The organism is Nocardia sputorum (genome assembly GCF_027924405.1).
GTDB classification, from domain to species: domain Bacteria; phylum Actinomycetota; class Actinomycetes; order Mycobacteriales; family Mycobacteriaceae; genus Nocardia; species Nocardia sputorum.
Map to the genome: position 1 here is coordinate 6,672,995 of NZ_AP026978.1, position 16,013 is coordinate 6,689,007.

General features: G+C 68.9%; 18 protein-coding genes. 7 read left to right on the plus strand and 11 right to left on the minus strand.

Going from position 1 to position 16,013, the window contains the following annotated elements; translation table 11 throughout:
- Positions 1-40: 40 nt before the first annotated feature.
- Positions 41-1,432 carry a styrene monooxygenase/indole monooxygenase family protein gene (locus tag QMG86_RS30110; protein WP_281876198.1) on the minus strand — a complete coding sequence of 464 codons (1,392 nt, stop codon included), beginning with the start codon at positions 1,430-1,432 and terminating at the stop codon, positions 41-43.
- A 98-nt stretch (positions 1,433-1,530) separates the two neighbouring features.
- On the opposite strand from QMG86_RS30110, the gene QMG86_RS30115 reads away from it, so the two are divergent.
- Positions 1,531-2,013: a GAF domain-containing protein gene (locus tag QMG86_RS30115; RefSeq protein WP_281876199.1), complete on the plus strand. Its 483-nt coding sequence runs from the start codon at positions 1,531-1,533 to the stop codon at positions 2,011-2,013.
- 62 nt (positions 2,014-2,075) lie between these two features.
- Here the strand turns inward: QMG86_RS30115 and QMG86_RS30120 are convergent, their stop codons facing one another.
- The gene (locus tag QMG86_RS30120; RefSeq protein ID WP_281876200.1) at positions 2,076-3,506 is read right to left on the minus strand and encodes an LLM class flavin-dependent oxidoreductase; all 1,431 of its coding nucleotides are present in this window, start codon (positions 3,504-3,506) and stop codon (positions 2,076-2,078) included.
- Positions 3,503-4,726, minus strand: a complete 1,224-nt coding sequence (locus QMG86_RS30125) for an acyl-CoA dehydrogenase family protein (RefSeq protein ID WP_281876202.1) — start codon at positions 4,724-4,726, stop codon at positions 3,503-3,505. The genes QMG86_RS30120 and QMG86_RS30125 overlap by 4 nt, the downstream gene beginning before the upstream one ends.
- 157 nt (positions 4,727-4,883) lie before the next feature.
- On the opposite strand from QMG86_RS30125, the gene QMG86_RS30130 reads away from it, so the two are divergent.
- A complete protein-coding gene (locus QMG86_RS30130; RefSeq protein WP_281876203.1) occupies positions 4,884-5,186 on the plus strand; it encodes a DUF1905 domain-containing protein in 303 nt (100 codons plus the stop codon).
- Positions 5,187-5,216: 30 nt separating this feature from the next.
- Here the strand turns inward: QMG86_RS30130 and QMG86_RS30135 are convergent, their stop codons facing one another.
- The 5 genes from QMG86_RS30135 to QMG86_RS30155 all read right to left on the minus strand — a co-directional run bounded on the left by QMG86_RS30135 (position 5,217) and on the right by QMG86_RS30155 (position 8,002).
- On the minus strand, positions 5,217-5,852 hold the full coding sequence (locus QMG86_RS30135; RefSeq protein ID WP_281876205.1) for a hypothetical protein: 636 nt from the start codon (positions 5,850-5,852) through the stop codon (positions 5,217-5,219).
- A 119-nt stretch (positions 5,853-5,971) separates the two neighbouring features.
- Entirely contained in the window at positions 5,972-6,301 is a 330-nt protein-coding gene (locus QMG86_RS30140) for a hypothetical protein (RefSeq protein ID WP_281876206.1), read from the minus strand.
- Positions 6,302-6,439: 138 nt separating this feature from the next.
- Positions 6,440-7,462 carry a hypothetical protein gene (locus QMG86_RS30145; RefSeq protein ID WP_281876207.1) on the minus strand — a complete coding sequence of 341 codons (1,023 nt, stop codon included), beginning with the start codon at positions 7,460-7,462 and terminating at the stop codon, positions 6,440-6,442.
- A 32-nt stretch (positions 7,463-7,494) separates the two neighbouring features.
- Positions 7,495-7,791: a hypothetical protein gene (locus tag QMG86_RS30150; RefSeq protein WP_281876209.1), complete on the minus strand. Its 297-nt coding sequence runs from the start codon at positions 7,789-7,791 to the stop codon at positions 7,495-7,497.
- Entirely contained in the window at positions 7,778-8,002 is a 225-nt protein-coding gene (locus tag QMG86_RS30155) for a hypothetical protein (protein WP_159846189.1), read from the minus strand. Before QMG86_RS30155 ends, QMG86_RS30150 begins: the two co-directional genes overlap by 14 nt.
- Positions 8,003-8,089: 87 nt before the next feature.
- Between QMG86_RS30155 and QMG86_RS30160 the strand changes: the two genes are divergently transcribed.
- Positions 8,090-8,881, plus strand: a complete 792-nt coding sequence (locus tag QMG86_RS30160) for an alpha/beta fold hydrolase (protein WP_281876212.1) — start codon at positions 8,090-8,092, stop codon at positions 8,879-8,881.
- Here QMG86_RS30160 and QMG86_RS30165 read toward each other — a convergent pair.
- From QMG86_RS30165 to QMG86_RS30175, 3 genes are read right to left on the minus strand one after another with little or no spacing between them, the layout of a single operon-like run.
- The gene (locus QMG86_RS30165; RefSeq protein ID WP_281876213.1) at positions 8,865-9,557 is read right to left on the minus strand and encodes a TetR/AcrR family transcriptional regulator; all 693 of its coding nucleotides are present in this window, start codon (positions 9,555-9,557) and stop codon (positions 8,865-8,867) included. The genes QMG86_RS30160 and QMG86_RS30165 overlap by 17 nt on opposite strands.
- Complete coding sequence (locus tag QMG86_RS30170) at positions 9,542-10,306, minus strand: crotonase/enoyl-CoA hydratase family protein (protein WP_281876214.1); 765 nt, start codon at positions 10,304-10,306, stop codon at positions 9,542-9,544. The genes QMG86_RS30165 and QMG86_RS30170 overlap by 16 nt, the downstream gene beginning before the upstream one ends.
- Positions 10,303-11,832 (minus strand): acetyl-CoA acetyltransferase, encoded by a 1,530-nt coding sequence (locus QMG86_RS30175; protein ID WP_281876215.1) that lies wholly within the window; start codon positions 11,830-11,832, stop codon positions 10,303-10,305. The genes QMG86_RS30170 and QMG86_RS30175 overlap by 4 nt, the downstream gene beginning before the upstream one ends.
- 117 nt (positions 11,833-11,949) lie before the next feature.
- Between QMG86_RS30175 and QMG86_RS30180 the strand changes: the two genes are divergently transcribed.
- From QMG86_RS30180 to QMG86_RS30195, 4 genes are all read left to right on the plus strand, one after another.
- The gene (locus QMG86_RS30180) at positions 11,950-12,705 is read left to right on the plus strand and encodes a crotonase/enoyl-CoA hydratase family protein (RefSeq protein WP_281876216.1); all 756 of its coding nucleotides are present in this window, start codon (positions 11,950-11,952) and stop codon (positions 12,703-12,705) included.
- Positions 12,706-12,881: 176 nt separating this feature from the next.
- Complete coding sequence (locus QMG86_RS30185) at positions 12,882-13,988, plus strand: glycoside hydrolase family 183 protein (RefSeq protein ID WP_434085479.1); 1,107 nt, start codon at positions 12,882-12,884, stop codon at positions 13,986-13,988.
- Positions 13,989-14,082: 94 nt separating this feature from the next.
- Positions 14,083-15,291 carry an erythromycin esterase family protein gene (locus QMG86_RS30190; protein ID WP_281876217.1) on the plus strand — a complete coding sequence of 403 codons (1,209 nt, stop codon included), beginning with the start codon at positions 14,083-14,085 and terminating at the stop codon, positions 15,289-15,291.
- Between the two features lie 48 nt (positions 15,292-15,339).
- Entirely contained in the window at positions 15,340-16,011 is a 672-nt protein-coding gene (locus QMG86_RS30195; RefSeq protein WP_281876220.1) for a class I SAM-dependent methyltransferase, read from the plus strand.
- The last annotated feature ends 2 nt before the right edge of the window (positions 16,012-16,013 follow it).

A 16,013-nucleotide genomic window follows, 5' to 3' on the forward strand; every position in this document is an offset into this window, starting at 1 on the left:
CACCCGATAGGGACGAGGTTTTGAATCTGTGCGATTCGGATCAGGCGTCGGCGAGGGCAGGCGAGTAGGTCGACCTGGCGAATTCGCCCGCGGGGGCGAAACGGCCGAGCAACGCGGCGGCGTCCTCGCCGGTGACCCGCGTGATGAACTCGTCGACCGCTTCCGGCGAGTCGACCGGCAGGAACGGCTGCGGCCGGTGCAGCAAACCGACCAGCGCCGAAGCGAACGCCGGGTCGACGGCCGCCGCGGCGAAGAACGCGTTGCCGACCTCGGCCAGCTCGGGATCGCTGAGAAACAGCCTGGTGACCTTGTTGGCGGCGTCGGCGCGCGCGGCCAGGAACGCGGCGTATTGCTTCGCGATCCACGCCTCGTCGAACGGTCCTTCGTGCACAGCGGCCGCCGCGACCAACCGCTGCGCCTGGATGAGGCCGCTCTGCGCGCCCTGCCCGGCGATCGGGTCGTAGGCGATGGCGGTATCGCCCAGTGCGGCGACCACATGCCCGCCCGCGGTGCGCCCGACACCGGACCGCACCACCGGGCGCACCGCGCCCTTCAACCACGAGTGCGGATCCTCCGGGATGGTCTTGGTGGCCAGCACCTCCGGCAGGTCCCAGTCGATGTAGTCGCGGTAGAGATCCTGCACGATCCGGTGCGCCGACTCCGCGGAGTCCGCCGCGGCGAAACGCTTCTCCCAATCGCTGCCGGGACGCGCCCAGCCGAGGAACGCCCAGCTCGGCCCCGCGTCCTTGTGCAGGTACGGGCCCCACCACCCCTCACCCTGGTCAGCGAGGATGGAGAAACCGCTGTGCGCGCCGCCCGCGACGCTGCGATGTGCGAAGACGTTCTCGTCGTGGCCGAGTCCGGTCACGACGACGGTGAGCAGCGAGCGCTGCGGCGCGTCGTAAGGGGTGCGCTGCGCGTCGACGGGGAACAGGTCCGAAAGCCCGCCACGTCCGGTCGCGACCAACGTGAGGTCGCTGGCGGCGGCGATGCCGTCGAGTGTCTCCGGCGTCACCGGCTCGACCACGAATCGGCCGCCGCGCTCGAGGAACGCGGTCAGTCGCTCGTCGGCCTTGAGCCGGGTGTCCACCGCGACGCCGACGTATCCGTCGAAATGACCGTCGAATTGGATCAATTCGGGACGGTCGGGGCCGGGTCCGGCGATGCGCACGCTCAAGCCGGTGTGCCGGGGCGCCCGCGCGGTGTAGCTGTCCAATCCGAGCGCGGCCTCGGCCTGCTGGGTCTCACCGAATTCGAGGGCGGTGCCGGTGGCGGGCACGTCGTCGCGCAAAGCGCGCTGATCGCGCTCGCTGTAGAGGGTGACGTCGAAACCGGCGTCGAGGAGTCCTAGCGCCGCAGTGACGCCGGTCTGTCCGGCACCGATAACCGCGGCCGAACGAGTGGAACGGGAAACGGATTGCTGCGAAGTCATGCAGGGATGATGCGATGGTCGCCCGGTGCTCGCGGAGTGTTGCGATCATCGAGAATCAATGGGCAGACAGCGAATTCCCAACGCGTACCATTCGGGCCATGTCGTTCGTCGTCGCCGACCTGACCGGAGACCGCGCCGAGCAGTACCGGCAGCTCGCCGCCCAGGCCGAAGCGCTGGTGGCGGGCGAAACCGACCGCATCGCCAACGCCGCCAATCTCGCCGCCCTGGTCTTCCACGCGCTGCCCGATGTGAATTGGGTGGGTTTCTATTTCTATGACGGCCGGGAACTCGTCGTCGGCCCATTCCAAGGCAAACCGGCGTGTGTGCGCATCGCGTTGGGGAAAGGTGTGTGCGGCACCGCGGCGCAGACCAGGGCCACCCAACTCGTGCCCGACGTACACGCATTCGACGGGCACATCGCGTGCGACGCCGACACACGTTCGGAAATAGTCGTCCCGCTGGTCCGGGATGATGTGCTGATCGGAGTATTCGATCTCGATAGTCCGCTGCCCGAGCGCTTCGACGAAATCGATCGGGCGGGGCTGGAGGCGATAGCCGAGATATTCCTCGCCGCGATCTGATTCGCGGACCCGAAATACCGGAGGGCGCCGGACCACGAGGGCTCCGGCGCCGTCCGAGCATGTTAGTTCGCCTCGACCGTCGCTCCCGGCCGCGAGACGGTGTCCGGCAGAGCCGTCGATCCCGCACCGCCCAGCCGGTAGCTCGCCCCCCGGTGGTCGGCGGGCAACCGGTCACCCGCGCCGAACAGCGCGTTGCGCAGTGTGCCGGGCGCGTACTCCTCGGCATACGCGCCTCGGGCCGTCAGCACCGGGACCACGTGGCGAACGATGTCTTCGAACGTTCCGGGTGTGATCGCGTAAGCCAGGTTGAAGCCGTCCAAGTCGGTCTCGGCGGCCCACTCCTGGAGGAGGTCGGCGACCGTCTCCCCGGAACCGACGAACACCGGGCCCATGCCGCCGATACCGGCCCACTTGCCGATGTCGCGGACGGTCCATTCCCGCCCGTCGTCGTCGAACTCCTGGAACGCCGCCACCGCCGACTGGATCGCGTTGCTCTCGACTTGGCCGATCGGGTCGTCGAGGTCGTAGCGGGACAGATCGATGCCCATCCAGCCGGACATGAACACCAGCCCGCCCTCGACGCTCGCGTAGGACAGGTACTCCTCGTGCTTGCGCCGCGCCGCATCGTCGGTCGCGTCGGTGACGATCGTCGCGAGCGCGTAGACGCGCGCCGCGTCACGGCTGCGTCCCGCCGCCTCCAACGCGTCTCTGATGCGGGAAACGGTCTGCGCGAGCACCCGTTTCGACGGACCGGCGATGAAGATGGCCTCGGCGTTCTCGGCCGCGAACCGCACGCCGCGCGGCGACGCGCCCGCCTGGTAGATCACCGGCGTCCGTTGCGGCGACGGCTCCGACAGGTGGATGCCCGGCACGGTGTAGTGCGTGCCGCGATGACCGATGTGGTGCACCTTGGCCGGGTCCACGTAGACGCCCGCGGCCGCGTCGCGGACCACCGCGTCGTCCTCCCACGAGCCTTCCCACAGCTTGTAGAGCACTTCCAGGTACTCGTCGGCCTGGTTGTAGCGCTCGTCGTGGTCGAGTTGGTCGGCCGCGCCGAAATTGCGCGCTGCCGAAGGCAGGTAGCCGGTCACCACGTTCCAGCCCAACCTGCCGTTGGTGAGATGGTCGAGCGTCGACAGCCGCCGGGCGAACGGGTAGGGATGCTCGAATCCGGTGCCGGTGGTGATGCCGAACCCGAGATGCTCGGTCACCGCGGCCATGGCGGAGACCAGCAGCAGCGGGTCGGCCACCGGGATCTGCGCGCCTTGCCGCAGCGCGGCGACGTCGTTGCCGCCGTAGACGTCGTAGGTGCCCAGCACGTCGGCGATGAAGATGCCGTCGAAGCGGCCGCGCTCCAGCAGCTTCGCCAGCTCGGTCCAATAGCCGAGTTCCTTGTAGCGATGCGACTGGTCGTCCGGATGCCGCCACAGCCCGGGTGACTGATGGGCGACACAGTTCATGTCGAAGGCGTTGAACCGGATCCGGCGGGTCACCGCGCGGCTCCCGCGGCCGGAGTGCGTTCGCCCGCGCTCCACGCGAACGGCAGATCGGCGCCGTTGAGCAGGTGATCACCGATCGCGCGCGCCTTTTGGATCGCCGGATTGTGCACCGAGATGGTGCGGGCGTTGCGCCAGTGTCGATCCAACCGCAGCTGTTCGGACACCACCGAAGCGCCGCCCACCTCGAACAGCAGCGACGTCGCGGGCAGCACCAGATCGATGACGGCGAGCTGCGCCCGAGCCGCCGCGAGTTCGGCGGCGACCAAGGCGCTCTCGTCCTTCGCGCCGCTCGCCAGCACCCCGTCGAGCACGTCGGCGACGGCGAGCACACTGGCTTCGGCGGCGAACGCGGCCGCCGAAAGGCGCCCGATCACCTGCTGCACCAGCGGATCGTGCCGCGGCAGATCGGCGGCGGAGTGGGTGTAGCCGCGGGTGCGCGCCGCGACCCATTCCCGGATGTCGCGTTCGGCGCGCTTGGCGATGCCCGCGAGCACCGCGAGCTGGACCAGTTGCAGGTAGGAGGTCGCGTAGGTGGGGCCGGGCGCGCCGTAGCCGGGACCGAGGATCCGGTCCTCGGTCACCACCACGTCGGTGAATTCCGTGGTGCCGCTGGCCGTCAGCCGCTGACCGAAGCCGTCCCAGTCGTCGTGCTGACGCACTCCCTCGGCGTTCGCGTCCACCAGGACCCCCACCCGCTCACCGTTCCGGTCGGCGGCCGCCAGGATGTAGTCCGCGTACAGCGATCCCGTGCTGTAGTACTTCACGCCGTTGAGCAGCCAACGCCCGCCGTCCTCGGTCAGCGTGGTGCGGTAACGGTCCACCGCGCCGACGCCCGGTTCGGTGATCGCGTTGCCCACCAGGGTGCCTTCGGCCACCGCGCGCAACCAGCGCCCACGCTCCGGCCCCCGCTCGGCCAGCAGTTGGTCCTCGACGAACGAGAAGTGCACCCGCAGCGCCTGCGGCAAGTTGGATTCGGCGGCGGCGAGTTCGATGAGCAAGCGGAACAGCTGCCGGACGGTGACGCCGTATCCGCCGAGCTCGACCGGAACGCGCAGCGCGCCGAATTTCGCCGCGCGCAACTCGCCGACCTCGTGGTAGGGCAGGGTGCGATCGATTTCCCGTGCCACGGCGCCCTGGGCGATCCGGTCGAAGATCGGGCCGAAGATCGCATCCAGTTCGGCATCGGTAGTGGATTGGGCCTCGGTGGTCGTCATCAGCCCACGATCGCGCACCCCGCCCGGTCGCTCACGGGTTGCACGCAGCGCGATCGGAATGCTGGCCCGACGTGATCCGTCCCGGACCGCCCGACCGGCCCGGAAATCCGTTTTCGGCGACTTACCAAGGCCCCATGCCCACCGCTACAGTCGCGGCGTGAGTGGTTCGCGGTACTCGTTCACGGCGGAAGTGTGGGAGCACAAGGGGGATGCCGCCTGGCATTTCGTGTCGCTGCCCGAGGACGTGGCCGATGACATCGAGGAGCGCTACGCGCACCGGTCCGGCGGGTTCGGCGCGGTGCGGGTGCATGTGGTCGTAGGCGGCAGCCGCTGGTCCACTTCGTTGTTCCCGGACAAGTCGCGGGCGACCTACGTGCTGCCGATGAAGAAGGCGGTCCGGGTCGCGGAGGGGTTGGAAGCGGGGTCGACCGCGCTGATCGAGCTCACCGTCGCACTGTGAGGGCGGATCGCACACGCGTCCGCGCGGAGCTCAGTATTCGATCGGGCGACCCGAAACCCGTCCCGCCGCGGCATCGCGCTTGCTCGCGCGTCGCTTGACCGCCACCACCACGATCACCAGTACACCGAGCACCACGCCACCGAAACCCAAGGCGAGCCCGCCGAGCAGGGCGCCGACGAACGACGAGCCGAGACCTTGGCCGACGGCTACCGTCACCTCTGAGCTACCGGCTGTGGTCACGCGGTAGCCGCCCGGCTTTCCGGCCTCGAACGAGAAGCCCGCCCGTCCCTCGTGCCCGCCGAAGGAATAGGTGATGGTCGCGTCGTACTTCCGCAACTCCACGTGCTTGCCGTCCGGGTCGAGCACCCGCAGGTTGACCGTGCCGGGAGTGCTCCGGGACGACGCCCCGGAGTACTCGACGTACACGGTGTATCCGCCGGACTCGGCCAGATTCACCACGCCGGAGCCGGGCACCTTGACCCGCTGGAAGTCATCGATCCGGCCCGAGGTCTGCAGGAAACCGAAGGCACCGAGCACGATCCCGCCGATGATGCCGAGGGCGATCAGCGCGCCGCCCAGCGCGAACCAGCGACCGGACGGGGTGATCGGTTGCGGGGCGGGTGCTCCCGCCGAGCTCGGCGATGTCGGGAAAGGCGGCTGTGACACGGTCGGATCCTCGGCTTCTGGTCGACACCCGCGCCGACGTAGCGTCAGCGTACGGTTTGCCGCACCGCCTCGCTACGCGAATCGTCGGCCGCCGCACCGCGACGGCGACCGCCGATCTCTCAGCGCGGCTGGGCCGCCGACATGCACTCGCTCGCGATGCGACCGCTGGCAGCGCGCGCCTTGTCCGCGTCCTCCTTGCTCATGCCCAGTGTTTCCTGGTTGGGAGCCTTGGTGTCGTACTCGTCGCTGATCATGATCCGCAGTCCGTCCTGCGAGATCCCCTGGCCGACGAACACCTTCGCGGCGCAGTCGGCCAGCTCCTTGTTCTTGAGGCCCTTGTCCTGCAACGACTTGGCGAGATCGGCCTGCGTCACCGTGGGCGCCGCCGTCTCTTCGTCACTGCCGCATGCCGCGAGCACCGGCAGCGCGATCAGCGCCGCGGCGATCATGCAGATCCGCACCTGACTCCTCTTCCTCGACTGACCACTGTCGGTGGCGTGGGCCACCATAATGCCGTCCGGCGTTCGGCGGTAGTCCGCGGTGACATGAGCGCGCCGAGAACGAGCGACCCGGCACGGCGGTCGCGGTCACAACTCCACGAATCGGCCGGGCCGGGAGTTGCCATCGGCGTACTTTTCCGGCAGCACGTAGAGCGACGCGCTGGAGGGATCCGGATCCCATGCGACACCGCCTTCGACGTTCTTGTCCGGACGCGCCAACGGCAGACCGGACGCATCGGTGGCGTGCGTGAACGTTGTGCCGGAACCCCCGTACATCGGCACATCGACCCCGTGATGGCGCAGGCGCGTGCCGACCAGCCTGCCTGCGGTACCTTCCTCGGCGGCGATACCGCAATTGTGGAACAGCACGTCTCCGCCACGAGACCGCAACAACGACCAGAAATCCGGATTGGTGGCGAGATAGTCACCCATGACGTGTCCGTTGACGGCCACCTTCAGGTACTTCGGTTCGCCGGTGGGTTCTCGGCCCACCTGGATGTTGAAAGTGAACCGGTGCTTGTTTCCGTGCCCGCGGATGTGTATCGGCTTATCGTTCGGTCGATCGGGGTGGTACCAGTCCGCACGCACAGCCGTTGTGTACTCGCGATCGAACCACTTGCCCTGCCCCTCCCAATCTCGGATGGCGTCGTCGTTCGCCACCTCGTACTCTCGCTCGAGCCTGACGTCGCGGGCCTTGGCCCATGTGCTGTGTTGTGCGTAATCCGGGGGTTTCGAGTTGAACGACAGTCCGCTGGGCCGCCCTTCGACATCCTCGAGAATGTCGTACGACACGGCGTCGCCACGGAACCACAGTCTGGGACTGGGAATCTCACCGCGTTCCAGGCGCGCCCGGCGTTCGGCCTTCGGTACCCACTCGACACCGGGAAACCAAAGGATTCGCTGGCCGGCGGCTCGATCGGCTTCGGCCAGAGCTCTGGCTTGATCCCGCAGCCGCCACGCCGTTTCCCGGAGCAGTTCGCCATAGGAGCGGCTGGACGAGTCGATGTCCCGTGCGAGTCGAGCAGCCATGTGGCAGAACAACTCTGCCGGTTGGGCGAGGGCCACGGCACACCCTTCGAGATTCACGGCTTCGGCAAAGTGGTTGACCACCCTACCAGCGAACGTTCGCCGATCGGCCGAATTCAGAGATCCATCGCCGCACGCAGCGCGGTGTCGAGCCGCTCCAGGGTGTCGGTGTCCACCACGTCCACCCGCTCGGCCAGCCAACCACGGAAGATGCGCCCGATGTTGCCGGCGTGCACCCAGCCGTGTTCCTCTACCGGAACCGCGAGGATGTCCTGCGGATCGTCCTCGATCACCTCGGCCGCGATCAGCCAGGGGCGCGGTGATTCATTGATGCCGTCACTGCTGATGAGCACGACCGTTCGGCGACGCGGCGAACCATGCGGGTTGTAGATCCACAGCTCACCCCGACGCACGCATCTCCTCCTCGGCGGCCGCCAGCTCGGCCGCGTCCGCGGCGGCCTCGGCGGTCACGTCCGACACCGGACCGACCCCGGTGCGCACGGCCTCCCGTCGCGCGGCCTTCGATATCCAAGCCGACGGCGACATTCCCGCGCGAGCCGCCGCCTGTTCGGCGTACGACCAGGCGGCTTCGTCCAGCGAAAGGGTGACCTTACGCGTTGCCATACCAATTATCCTACCGACAGCGCCCAGCCCTCGCCACACGGTCCGCGATCCCAACTGACGACAGGTGACTGCTGTTAGGGTTGGCGCATGACGACGTTGCACCATCACCGCGTCGGCGCGGGCGAGCCGCTCGTGCTGGTCCACGGGGTCGGAAGCCGATGGCGGGTGTGGGAGCCGATCATCGACACACTGTCCGCGTCGTACGAAGTGATCGCGGTCGACCTGCCCGGCTTCGGCGGATCGACGCACCCCCTCGCGCACAACACGGTACCGAATCTCACCGAGGCGCTCGCCGAATTCCTCGCGGCGCAGGGCATCGAACAACCGCATCTCGCGGGCAACTCGATGGGCGGGCTGATCACGCTCGAGCTGGGCGCCCGCGGGCTGGCCCGCTCGGTGACCGCTTACTCGCCGATCGGGTTCTGGGACACCGCGGGCCGGGTGTGGTGCCAGCAGTCGCTGGGCAAGTCGCGTGCGCTGGCGCGCAAGCTGCGTCCCGCCCTTCCGTCCGTCCTCGGCACCGCCGCGGGCCGGACCGTCTTCCTCTCGCTGGTCTTCGGCAAACCATGGGCGCTGGATGCGAAGGTGGCGCTGGACACCGCACTCGGCGCGGCGGACGCGGCCGGATTCGACGAGGCGATCGCCTCGTTCACCGACGTCCCGCCGCTCGAAATCCGTGCGCTTGCCGACATTCCGGTGACGATCGCCTGGGGTAGTCGCGACATCCTGCTCACCTACGCGACCCAGAGCCGCAGGGCGCGCAGCGTTCTACCGGACGCCGAGCACGTCACGCTGCACGGCAGCGGGCACACGCCGTTCTTCGACGACCCGGCGGGCTGCGCACAGGTCCTGCTGGAGACGATCACCCGTCGGCGGTAGGCGTCTGCCCGTTACGGTCCGCGGGCGGGTCGAGCAAGGTGTCGGCGGCCGCCGTGCCGAGCAGGACGCGCACGGCGTTGCCCCACCGGTACCGCAGAATCCGGTTCCGGGACATGTCACCGGTGAGCAACACGCGCAGGGCCTGGCCGGTCATGATCTCGATGGTGAACTCGGTGATCGTCGGCACCCGGGGGTCGTCGGGGAACTCGCGCCGGAAGCTGTCGCGAATGCTGGTGTGCATCAGCTCGAACAGGCGGACCTCCAACGGAAGGAACGCCGCCCGCAGTTCCGGATCGGTCCGCGCGCCCACCCACATCTCCAGCGCCGCCCAGAACGACGGGCCGCTGAGCATCCGCATGGTCAGCTCGACGGCCGTCTCCAACCGGTCCGCGTCGTCCGGAATGGCCTGGAATTCGCTTGTCAGCTGGTCGAATCGGCGACGCGCCACATGCTCGACGGCGCCGGCGAGCAGGTCGGCTCTGGTGGGGAAATAGTGCTGCAACGTCCCCCGCGGCACGCCCGCCCGCTTCTGCACCTCGAGCGTGGTCGTGCCCGCGTAACCGACTTCCACCAGACTTTCCACCGCCGCGTCCAGCAACCGCGCGCGCATCCGCTCCCTGCGCTGCGCCTGCGGCTGCCGGACGTGTCCCGGCCCGCCCCTCAGCGGCCCTGCCACTGCGGCTCGCGCTTCTGCACGAACGCCAGCGCGCCTTCGGCGGCGTCCTTGGAAATCAGTGCGGGCAGGGCGATCTCGCCCTGCTTCGCGAACGCCTCCGCGACCGGCCAATCCGGCGACTCGTCGATGATCCGCTTGCTCGCGGCCACCGCGAGCGGTGCGGCGGCGACGATCTCGGCCGCGAGTTCGAGCGCCACCGACAGTGCCGCGCCCGGATCGGTGACCCGGTTGACCAGGCCCAGCTGATAGAGCCGCTCGGCGCCGATCCGGCCCCCGGTGAGCGCGAGTTCGGCGACGATGCTGCGCGGCAGCCGCTGGGTCAGGCGCAGCACGCCACCGCCCGCGGCCACCAGGCCGCGCTTGACCTCGGGAATGCCGAACTGCGCGTCGCGTGCCGCGACGATGAGATCGCCTGCCAGGGCGAGCTCGAATCCACCGGCCAGCGCGAAGCCCTCGACCGCGGAGATCATCGGCTTCGCCGGGGGCTTCGCCGTGATGCCGAGCGGACCGCGGCGCTGCGTCATCGGCATCTCGCCCTTCGACGCGGCGACGAGATCCATTCCCGCGCTGAAGGTTCCGCCCGCACCGGTGAGCACCAGCACGCGCGCCGCGGCGTCGGCTTCGAACTCGTCGACGGCGGCCTCGATGGCCTGCGCGGTGGCCAGGTTGATCGCGTTGCGCGCCTGGGGACGGTCGACCGTCAGCACGGTGATGGCGTCGCGCCGCTCGATCAGGATCGAGTCGTTCATCGGGCGCTCCTCTCGGTGAGCAGGGTGAACGTGTCCGCGGCGAGCTCGGCGTCCGCGCCGAGCGGGTCGCCCGCGGTGAACGCCGCGAGGGTGTCGGCATCCGACGCCCGGACCAGTATGCGGGTCCCCGCGGGCGTCAGCGCGCTCACCACAACGGCTTCCGGCTCGTCGGCGCGGTCGGGCGCGGGGCCTTTGCGGTAGGCCACGGTGTAGGACTCGACCGTGGCGGGACCGGTGTACCCGGGCGCCGGTTCGCGCCGCGCCGCGGGCACTTCCGCCTCGATCGCACGGAACAGCCGCTCGGGCGGCCTGGCCGAGTACACACCGATACCGTGCTTGGTGCTGTACCAACCGAGCGCCGTCGCCAGACCGTAGGCGTCGGGTTCCGCGCGCAGGATGCCGGACAGCGTCGCGATCGAGTGCGTCGTGTAGTTGTTGCCCGGCCCGCCCGCGAAGGTCAGGCCACCGGTCACCGACAGCGGCCGGGACGGATCATCGATCCGCAGGCCGAGTTCCTCCGCCGCGATCTGCACCGCGACCGGGAAGCACGAGTAGAGGTCGATGTGCGCGACATCGTCTATCGCGATGCCCGCCGCACCGAGCGCCGCTTTGCCCGCGGCGGCGATGGCGGGCGAGCGGGACATGTCCGCGCGCTCGGAGACGAACCACTCGTCGGTCGCGGTGGCACCCGCGTGCGGGAACACCCAGTGGTCCCGTGGCACACCGGCGGCGTCGGCGGCCGCCGCGCTGCACAGGATGAGCCCGGCTCCCATGTCGACGGTCAGGTTCGCGACCATCAGTTTCGGGTACGGCGTCGACACCATCCGGTTGGCCGGCGCGGGCGTCACGAGGTCGGCCGCGGACTGCGCGGTGGGCTGCCACGCGTACGGATTGCGCGCCGCGATCTCCGACAGCCGCGACCACAAGGCACCGATCCGCTCGTTGTGCGCGGCCGCGCTCGACCCGAGTCTGTGGCGCAGCGCCGTTTCCATGAGCGCGTAGAAATACACGGGGCCCCACAGGCCCGCGGCGGTCTCCATATCCGAGTTCGGGCCGCGATCGGAGCCGATGATCTCGTCGGGGCCCACGTCCTCGGGTTGATCGGGCCAGTCCACCGCCGTGCCGGTCCGCGCGGCCGCCGTCCCCGAGTACACCGCTTCGGCCCCGGTGAGCAGGGCGACGTCCGAGCGGCCGTCGGCGATGGCCTGGGCGACGCTGTTGAGTAGCCGCTGCGGCGCGTCACCGCCGAAACGCACCGACTGCACGGTTCTTCTCGGGGTGACGCCGAGGTCGGCCGCGACGAGCGCGCCCAAGTCGCCGTAGGGGCGGCTGACCGGGGCAACGGCGGCGATCAGATCGGCCGACCGCAGCAGCCGGTCGCCGACGCCGCTGTCGGCGCCCGCCCGGCGCAGCGACTCGGCGGCGAGTTCGACCGGACCGGGCAGGCCCGGCTCACCCGGTCGGTGTACGACCTGCCCGGCGCCGACGAGCACCGGCGTTCTCGGGTCCATTCCGGCTGGCAGCATGTGTCCTCCGCTCCAGAACCGTCAACATTGACGGTAACTCGAGTCCGATTAGAGCAGAGGCCGCGGCCTCCGGCAACAGCGCGCGCGGCACAACTGACTCGTGAGTAAGATTCGGGAATGGGCACCAACATCGCCGTGCGGTTCGACGACCATCGCGCGTACGTCACGCTGGACCGGCCGGACAAACACAACGGCCTGACCATCGACATGCTCAACGGGTTGGTTGCCAGCGCGAAGCTGGTAGCTCGTCGCAGCGATGTGCGGGCGGTGATTCTGTCCGGCAACGGACCCAGCTTCAGCAGCGGACTGGACGTCGCCGCAGCCACCAGCGACCCTCTGGCAATCGTCCGCAACTTCGTTCCCCTGCCCTGGCGCGGCACGAACGCCTTCCAGGAGGCGTGCTGGGCTTGGCGCCGCCTGCCCGTGCCGGTGATCGCCGCCGTACACGGGCGCTGCTACGGCGGCGGGCTGCAACTCGCGCTCGCGGCGGACGTCCGTTTCGCCACTCCCGACGCGGAGTTCTCCGTCATGGAAGTCAAGCACGGCCTGGTTCCGGACATGACCGGCGCGGCGACGCTGTCCAGGTTGATCGGCATGGACAAAGCCCTCCTGCTCGCGATGACCGCGGACACCGTGGACGCGGCCTACGCCGCACGGATCGGCTTGGTCACCGAGCTGGCGCCGGACCCCGTCGCCGAGGCCGAGAAGCTCGCCGACCGCCTCGCGACGAGGTCGCCCCACGCGGTCGCCGCCGCCAAGCGACTCTTCGAGAAGTCGTGGGCAGCATCCACCCGGCGAACCCTCGCCGTCGAGCGCGCGACCCAATTCCCGTTGATCATCCGTAAGGCGATCGGCCGCTCCCCAGCAAGATAGCTACAAATTTGCCAATCTGTCGGAGAAGGCTCCTCGCGACCGGTTCCACTGCTAGCATTTGCACGATTTGCCAGCCAGTCGACTAGTGGTGCGAGGCACGCTGCGAAGGGTCTGTGTATCGCGGGACGTCTGTGTTTCGCACCGCTCTCGGGAAGAAACCGGAGGGCTCACAGACAGTGCTCAAGACCGCATCCTTCCTGCTCTCGGCGCTGACGGGCGTCTCGGCCCTGCTCTTCACGGCGACTACCCCCGCCATCGCCAATCCGAACGCCATCAATCCGATTCCCGTGCTCAATGGCACGACCGGATTACCGAATCTGCTCGGCCGCACCAAGGCGGTCTTCCAGGTGACCGGCATGGCCAGCCCGAACAACACCCAGACCTACAACGTCCTCGGCACCGATCTCGGGATCATGTGGGACAACGGGCACGGCGAAATGCTCACCGCGTTCGGCGACACCGCGGGCGTCGGATTCCCCAATCTGCTCGCGGGCAGCATGTGGGCCTGGCGCAGCAATATCCTCCTGCGCAGCCACACCACCGATCCGGCCGAGGGCATCTTCTTCGACAGCGTGGTGCGCGACGTATTCGGCCAGGCGCGCGACTTGATTCCCAGCCCGAAGATTCCCTTCCTGGAGATCAGCCGGATCCCCACCGCGGGCATCTCGGTCGACGGCGTGCAGTTCATGAGCTTGATGTCGGTGAAGACCTGGGACGACGTCGGCCAGTGGAGCACCAATTTCTCCGGACTCGCCGTCTCCGGGGACAACGGCGAGACCTGGGCCGAACTGCCGGAAACGCGGCGGAACAACGAGGGTGGGAACGCCAACTTCCAGATGAACGCCTTCCTCTCGGACGGCGGATACATCTATGAATACGGCACGCGGTCCGGACGCAATCACACCGCCCACGTCGCCCGCGTGCGTGCGCAGGATATCGCGAATCTCGCCGAATACGAATACTGGGACGGCCACGCATGGCGAAAGAACGACGTGAATGCCGCGGCGCCGATCATGTTCGGCGTCGGCGAGCTGTCGGTGATGTATAACGCCTATCTCGGCCAATACATTTCGCTCACCACCGACCGATTCAACTCCGTGGTGATGCGGCGGGCGTCCTCGCCGGTCGGCCCGTGGAGCGAACCCGAAGTATTGATCGACACTCGGGAATTGCCCAGCGCCTACGCACCCTCGATCTTCCCCTACCAGACCGGGCGCGATCTGTACTTCCTCACGACGGTGCACAGCCAGTACAACGTCCTGCTGATGCGCACCACGCTGTAGTCCGGAACGGCGATCCGACGCGGTACTTGACCTCAACATTAGTTGATGTATGAGGCTGCACCGCGTTGGATCGTTCGCATTTCCGGGAGGCACCATGCTCAACACCACCGTCGACGTCCGCGCCTGGCTGCGCGACAACGCCGTCGCGATCGACAGTTCCGATCCGGACGCCTCCGGCGCGGATCTCGACACACTGATCGCGCGGCTGGGCGCCGCCACCGTGGTCGGTCTGGGCGAGTCGACGCGGTTCTCCCGGCAGACCTTCGGGGTGCGCGAGCGGTTGTTTCGCGGACTGGTCGAACGGCATGGCTTCCGCGCGCTCGCCATTCAGGACAGCGCGCGCTCCGGCGAGCGCTGGGACCGGTTCGTCACCGACGGCGCCGGCGACCCGGAAACCGTGCTCGCCGGCGCCTGGCGGCCATGGCGCACCGAGGAATCGGTGGCCACGTTGCGATGGATCCGCGCGTACAACCTGGCGCATCCGGACGACCCGGTGCGCATCTTCGGCGTCGAACCGCCGCATGCCGAGCCGAGCGACTACGACGCGGTGCTCGACTATGTGCGCCGGGCAGCTCCCGACCGGTTCGCCGCGATCGAGGCGCACCTCGCCCCGATCCGCACCGCACACCAGGTCGACGAGCATGTCCAGCGTCACCATGGCACCCACCCCGGCCGCCCGTTCGTGGAGCACGCCGAGGATGCCCTCGCGCTGCTCGCGGAGTTGCCGGACACGAGCGAGCGCACCACGGCGCTCGGCCACGCCCGCCTGATCCTCGACTTCCACCGGCAGAGCGTCGCCAACCGAGGATTCGCCCGGGACGAACGGCCCGCCGCGGAAAGGGTGCTGGAACGGCGACGCTCGACCGGCGCCAAGATCGTCTACTGGGACGGGCTCGCGCACACCAGCGGTCTTCCGATCGTGCTCGGCTCGACCGAATTCCGCGGTACCGGAAGTCATTTGCGCGCTGAGCTGGGTGACGGGTACGTGTCCGTCGGTATCGGCTTCCACCACGGCGATCTCGGCGCGACCGTGGCGCCCGACCCGCAGCCGGACTTGGTCGATGCCGCACTGGGTGCGGTCGAACTCCCGGCCTATTACGTGGACTTGCGCGCCTCTGCGCCGGAACCGGTCCGCGAGTGGCTGACCGGCCCGGCGAAGCTGCGCACCATCAGCGGCGTCTACGACCCGGCGGCCGACGCCACGGCGAACATCCGGCTCGCCTCGCTCGTCGACGCGTTCGACGTGCTGATCCACCTGCGCGAGACCACGCCGGTGCACTGGCTCTCGCAGGTATCGGACTGACTCGGGCAACCCCCGGAGTACGGGCCGCGCGATCAATAGACTCGAGATATGGACGCGGCCGACTGGGACGAGCGCTACGCGCAAACGGAATTGGTCTGGGGGGCACCGCCGAACAACACCGTGGTGGAGCACGTCTACGGGTTGGAACGCCGTGCGCCCCTGCAGACCACACCCGAGGGCGAGGCGCCGGAGCTCCCCCGCGCGCTCGACTTGGCGTGCGGGGAGGGCCGCAACGCCCTGTGGCTCGCCACGCACGGCTGGCAGGTGCACGCCGTCGACTACTCCCAAGTGGGCATCGACAAGGGCCGCACCGTGGCCTCGCGCCTGTCCCGCTCGGTCCGCAGTCGCATCACCTGGCAGTGCGCCGATGTCACGGACCTGGACGAGGCAGGGATCACCGGGCCGTTCGAGCTGGTGTTGATGGTCTTCCTGCACCTGCCCGCGCAGCCGCGCCGCGCGCTGGTCCGCAAGGCGGCCGGCCTGCTCGCTCCGGAGGGCACCTTGCTCGTGCTCGGCCACGACACCACCAACATCACCGACGGCTGCGGCGGGCCGCAGGACCCGGCCATCCTCTTCACTCCCGACGACATCGTCGCCGATCTCGGCCCCCTGGCGGCGGCGAGCCAGGTGCGCGTGCGCCTCGCCGACCGCGTCTACCGGCCCACCGAAACGGGCGACGCGATCGACGCATTGGTCATCGCCACCCGCCCGGCCGAGTAGGG